Here is a 4631-nt window from a genome sequence, read left to right on the forward strand (position 1 = left end):
AGAACCTTGGTCAGACAGGAAAAGAAGGCTGATAATTACCTGGCATTCCTGCTGCTCGCGTGCATGAAGATAATGCTTAGGTATTTTTGAGATAGCTTCTAGAGTACTAGTTTGCTTACTGCTATGAAATTCAAACAAGCCTTGCATCGGGACGAGCCTGCCTGCGGCGGTGCCAGCCTGGAGGAGCTGATTTCCCCGGACAACGAAGTTCGCTTCATCGACGCCTTCGTCGATTCACTCCCGCTCGGGGATCTGGGCTTCCGCACCGACTTTCCCGACAACGGCCGCCCGGCTTACCATCCACGTGTTCTGCTCAAGCTCCTGGTCTACGGTTATCTCAACCGCATCCGCTCCTCGCGCTGCCTGGAGCGCGAGTGTCATCGTAATCTGGAGGTGATGTGGCTGCTGGGCCAGCTCGCGCCTGACCACAACACCATCGCCAACTTCCGCAAGAACAACTCAAAGGCCATCACCCGCTTGTTTCGTGCCACGGTCAGGACAGCGCAGCACTTTGAGCTGATCGGCGGAGAGCTGCTGGCCGGCGACTCCACCAAGCTCAGGGCCCAGAACTCGAAGAAGAACAACTACAACCGGGGCAAGATCGCCCGTCACCTGGACTACATCGAGGGAAAGCTCTCGGATTGCCAGCTGGCCCTGTCCCAGCCACAGCAGGCCGAACAGGCAGAGCAGCTTTTCGATGCCATGGCCCGGCATGCGCTGCGGCGCGAGTATTACCTGAAGCTCTTGCAACACCTGCAAGACGCTGGGGAAGACCAGGTCTCGACCTCGGATCCGGAGAGCCGGCAAATGATCATCCGCAATACCATCACCGAAGTGGCCTACAACGTGCAGACTACTGTCGACGCCAGGCACTGCCTTTTGATCGACTACCGCGTGACCAACCGCAACGACTGCAAAGCCATGGGCAGTATGCTCAGGCGGGCTAAGAGCATCGTGGGCAACAGTTCCTTTACCGCCCTGTTTGACAAGGGCTATCACACAGGCTCGGAGCTGGAGATCGCCCAGAAGCTTGGAGTTACCACGCTGGTGGCCATTCCGGCGCCTGCTGCCAATGCCCCGGACCCGGGCTACAACGTGGAGCACTTCACTTATGATCCGGAGCAGGACACCTACACCTGTCCCCAGGGTGCGGTGCTTACTACTAACGGCAGCGTCTACACCAAGCACCGCGGCAAGTCCAACCAAACCAGCTTCCACCAGTACCGCACCAAAGCCTGCAAGACGTGTGCGGTGCGGAGCCTGTGCACGACAGCCAGGAACGGCAAACTCATCGAGCGCAATACCTACACCCCGGTCTTTGAGCTCAACCGGCACAACATTCAAGCGAAGCCTGAGCTCTACAAGCGCAGGCAGGCTATTGTCGAGCACCCCTTCGGCACCATCAAGCGACAGTGGGGCTACAGCTACGTGCTCACCAAAAAGGGGATGGAGAGGGCCTCGGCCGATGTGGGGCTCATGCTGGTGGCCTACAACCTGCGGCGCATGTTTAACATCGTCGGCCTGGAGCGGCTGCTGACCTACTGTACGACCTCTTTAAGCGTGCTGTTGGCCCTGAAAGCCATGTTTGGGGCAGGTTGGCGAAGCTTTGGCCAACGAATAAATGGCGCTGCATCTAGTACAGTATATTTACAAATTGCTATCTTTAATAAAGATCAGACGGAGGTTTTTAGACAAACTGCCGTTTGGGTAAATTTAGAGCAGTTTAAAGTCTGGTAGACAGGTTATATTAGCGCCCGGGTGTAGTGCCAATCACTACACTTTCTACAACGATAGATAAATGAAGGGCTGAAGTTGCAGCCGGGTTGGCATCATCACCTTAGGCCAGCAGCCACTCTTCTGCGCTTCCTACGTCAAAGAAGTTCTCCATCTTAATGCTGCCTTCGAACACAGGCCGTGCCTGGAAACGTACCTGCTCTGCAACAGTTTGCAGGAAAACGTCCTTTGGAACCACCACCGCAATTTTAAGGAGTGTCGTCTCTGCCAAAAGAGCGCCTAATACCTCCACAGTCCATATTTGGTCGCTGATGTCAGGCGCTGTGAATTTTGAGGCATCATAGAGCCAGAACTTTAGCTGCTGGTGCTCTATTATCTCTCTCACGTGTAGCATACCTTCCCTGTACATGGCACTGTCCACCTTCCTGAGCCAACCGCTTCGAAGCAGCTTTAATTCTGCTTCTGGCAGATAGAACATGTAGTCCTTGTAAATCTCCATGCACAAATATAAAGGTACTTGCGTTAAAAATCGTCAGTCACCACGGCCGGCAGCCTAATCGGGAGCGAACTCCCTGCCAGAAGCGCCGTGGTCAAAACCCCGGCGTCATAGAGCTTACAGTGCGCCTCATCTTTTCTGCCAATGGCAAGAAAGAAATCGTCGATAAAGCAGTATATTGCGATGGTTTGTTCTCTCATAGTTGTTGCTGTTTTGGCAACTGTAAAACGTGCAATGTCCAATGGCAGAACAGATTACTTATGCCGCATGCAGTATTCCGCAACATGAGTTAAAGAATTGGGTTGTATGAATAAAAATGTTTTCCTTCTACTCATCTGTTTTACAGTAGCCATAAGCTCATTTGGCCAGAATTCTTTTTCGGATGTTCCCACCTCAAATTTCCCGACCAATACCATCACTGAAAAGGGGGCCTGGTGCTGGTTTGCCGACCCGCGGGCAGTTCGTTACAAAAATGAAAAAGGAACAATTGATAACACTTATATCGGCTACATCGATACGCACGGAAGTATCAAAGCAACGCAAATCAACCATTTAACAAATACAACCAATGAAGTACTGATCCGGTCATATTTTCAGCCCGATGATCATAACAATCCTACCTTCCTGGTTTTGCCCGATGAGCGTATCATGATCTTCTACTCCCGTCATACGGATGAGCCCTGCTTTTATTATCGCATTTCCAGCAAAAAGGGTGATATCACAACATTGGGAACAGAAGTAAGGCTGGTAACGTCAGATAACACCACCTATCCATCTCCATTTATTCTGTCGGATGATCCCGAACACATTTACCTGGCCTGGAGGGGAATAAACTGGCATCCCACCATGGCACGGTTAACTTTGCCTGATGCCGATGGGAACGTAAAGTTTGACTGGGGCCCTCACCAGGTAGTGCGTTCCAAGAAAGGGCAAGGAGCTGGTATAAGGCCTTATGCTAAATACTTATCGAACGGCAAGGACAGAATTTACCTGGCGTACACCACTACGCATCCTGATAACCAAAGCGAAAATTATATTTATTTCAATTATATAGATATAAACACAAAAGAACTTAAGGATGTGAAAGGAAACAGCCTGTCTGTTATAGGCGGTGCTGAATTGCATGACGTTGACGCTACAAAGGCTTATAAGAACAGCCACCCCTATGCTGTTGTAGATGATAGCCCTTTCCGCAACTGGCTTTGGGAGTTATCAGCAGACAAAGCGGGAAAGCCTGTGATTGCGATGGTAAGCATCAGTGAGAATAAAAAATCGCATGATTATTACCATGTGAGATGGACAGGGAGCGACTGGCAGAAAACATTTATTGCAAACGGGGGAGGGCATTTTCATCAAACACCTGAGATAGAAAACTGCTACAGCGGTGGTATGGCGATAGATAAGACAAACCCGCAGGTAATTTACGGATCTGTTCCTGTAGATGGAAAATATGGCCGTGTTTATGAATTGAAAAAATATACGGTTAAGACTGATGGAACAGTAGGTTCGGAACAGCAGCTAACGTTTGATTCACCGAAAAACAATGTGCGCCCCTACATGACGGAAGGTGCGAACGGCGACCAGTCATTAAGTTGGATGTACGGTGACTATTACGATTGGATCGTAAGTGCGTCCCGTCCCGGAGGCTACGCTACTGGGATACGTACCAATATGGCCATTCCCTCAGGCAAGATAGATTTGAAAAAAAGGCTGCTGGTAAACAAGGCTTATGCGAAAGTTACTTCTGAAGACAAGCATAATATATCTGTGCCCAAAACCAGATCATTTACAATAGCCTTAACATTATCGCTTGACTCTGCTGCTTATTACGGCCAACTTCTAAAATTTGCAGGACTCACTTATAGTGTTCCTAAAGGAGAAAGGCCAAAACCTTATCTGCAGGCAGGAGACAAGATATACGCAAGCACAAATGTCCTGGGAAACTCCGATGTATGGCAGAAAAAGGCAAGAGGGACCGGTGGGCAGTGGTATACGCCGGAGAAACTCGAAACATTTCAATTAGCGATTTCTTACGAGAACGGAGTGCTCAGGACTTATATAGATGGGTTGATAGATCAGTTTGTAGAGTTGCCAGGCTTAAAACTTTCTGATGTAACGGTCGGCGGATTTACTGGTGTTGTTAATGATATCAGGATTTACAGTCGCATGCTTTCTCAGGATGAAATAAAAGCTTTAATGTAGGCTTACCTGAAGTTCGGCCATTTAAAAGTTGTAAAAACTACTAACTTTAAATGGAATGAAAAAGACAAAGTTTACCGAGACACAGATTATCAATGCCATCAAGGAGCACGAGAACGGGCGCAATGCCCAGGAGCTCTGCAGGGAGCTGGGCATCACCACGGCCGCTTTCTACAAATGGCGCCAGCGCTACGGAGGCCTG

Annotated in this window: 4 protein-coding genes and 1 pseudogene; 3 read left to right on the forward strand and 2 right to left on the reverse strand. The window is 49.6% G+C overall.

Annotated features, from left to right (window positions below; all coding sequences use genetic code 11):
• Positions 1–123 precede the first annotated feature (123 nt).
• Positions 124–1737, forward strand: coding sequence for an IS1182 family transposase (locus ACYVB1_RS12915; RefSeq protein ID WP_460924144.1), 1614 nt, complete (start codon positions 124–126; stop codon positions 1735–1737).
• A gap of 100 nt (positions 1738–1837) precedes the next feature.
• Here the strand turns inward: ACYVB1_RS12915 and ACYVB1_RS12920 are convergent, their stop codons facing one another.
• Complete coding sequence (locus tag ACYVB1_RS12920; RefSeq protein WP_460924146.1) at positions 1838–2233, reverse strand: hypothetical protein; 396 nt, start codon at positions 2231–2233, stop codon at positions 1838–1840.
• 74 nt (positions 2234–2307) lie between these two features.
• Positions 2308–2430, reverse strand: a pseudogene (locus ACYVB1_RS12925) (IS982 family transposase); the annotation flags it as partial.
• Positions 2431–2536: 106 nt separating this feature from the next.
• On the opposite strand from ACYVB1_RS12925, the gene ACYVB1_RS12930 reads away from it, so the two are divergent.
• Positions 2537–4432: a BNR-4 repeat-containing protein gene (locus tag ACYVB1_RS12930; RefSeq protein ID WP_460924148.1), complete on the forward strand. Its 1896-nt coding sequence runs from the start codon at positions 2537–2539 to the stop codon at positions 4430–4432.
• A gap of 55 nt (positions 4433–4487) precedes the next feature.
• The coding region (locus ACYVB1_RS12935; RefSeq protein WP_460924150.1) for a transposase at positions 4488–4631 on the forward strand (144 nt) is incomplete at its 3' end.

It is taken from the genome of Pontibacter brevis, assembly GCF_054779655.1.

Excerpts from the sequence above, each read along its gene's own strand:
- ACYVB1_RS12930 (WP_460924148.1), top strand. The coding sequence starts at position 2,537 with ATGAATAAAAATGTTTTCCTTCTACTCATCTGTTTTACAGTAGCCATA.
- ACYVB1_RS12920 (WP_460924146.1), bottom strand. The coding sequence starts at position 2,233 with ATGGAGATTTACAAGGACTACATGTTCTATCTGCCAGAAGCAGAATTA.
- ACYVB1_RS12915 (WP_460924144.1), top strand. The coding sequence starts at position 124 with ATGAAATTCAAACAAGCCTTGCATCGGGACGAGCCTGCCTGCGGCGGT.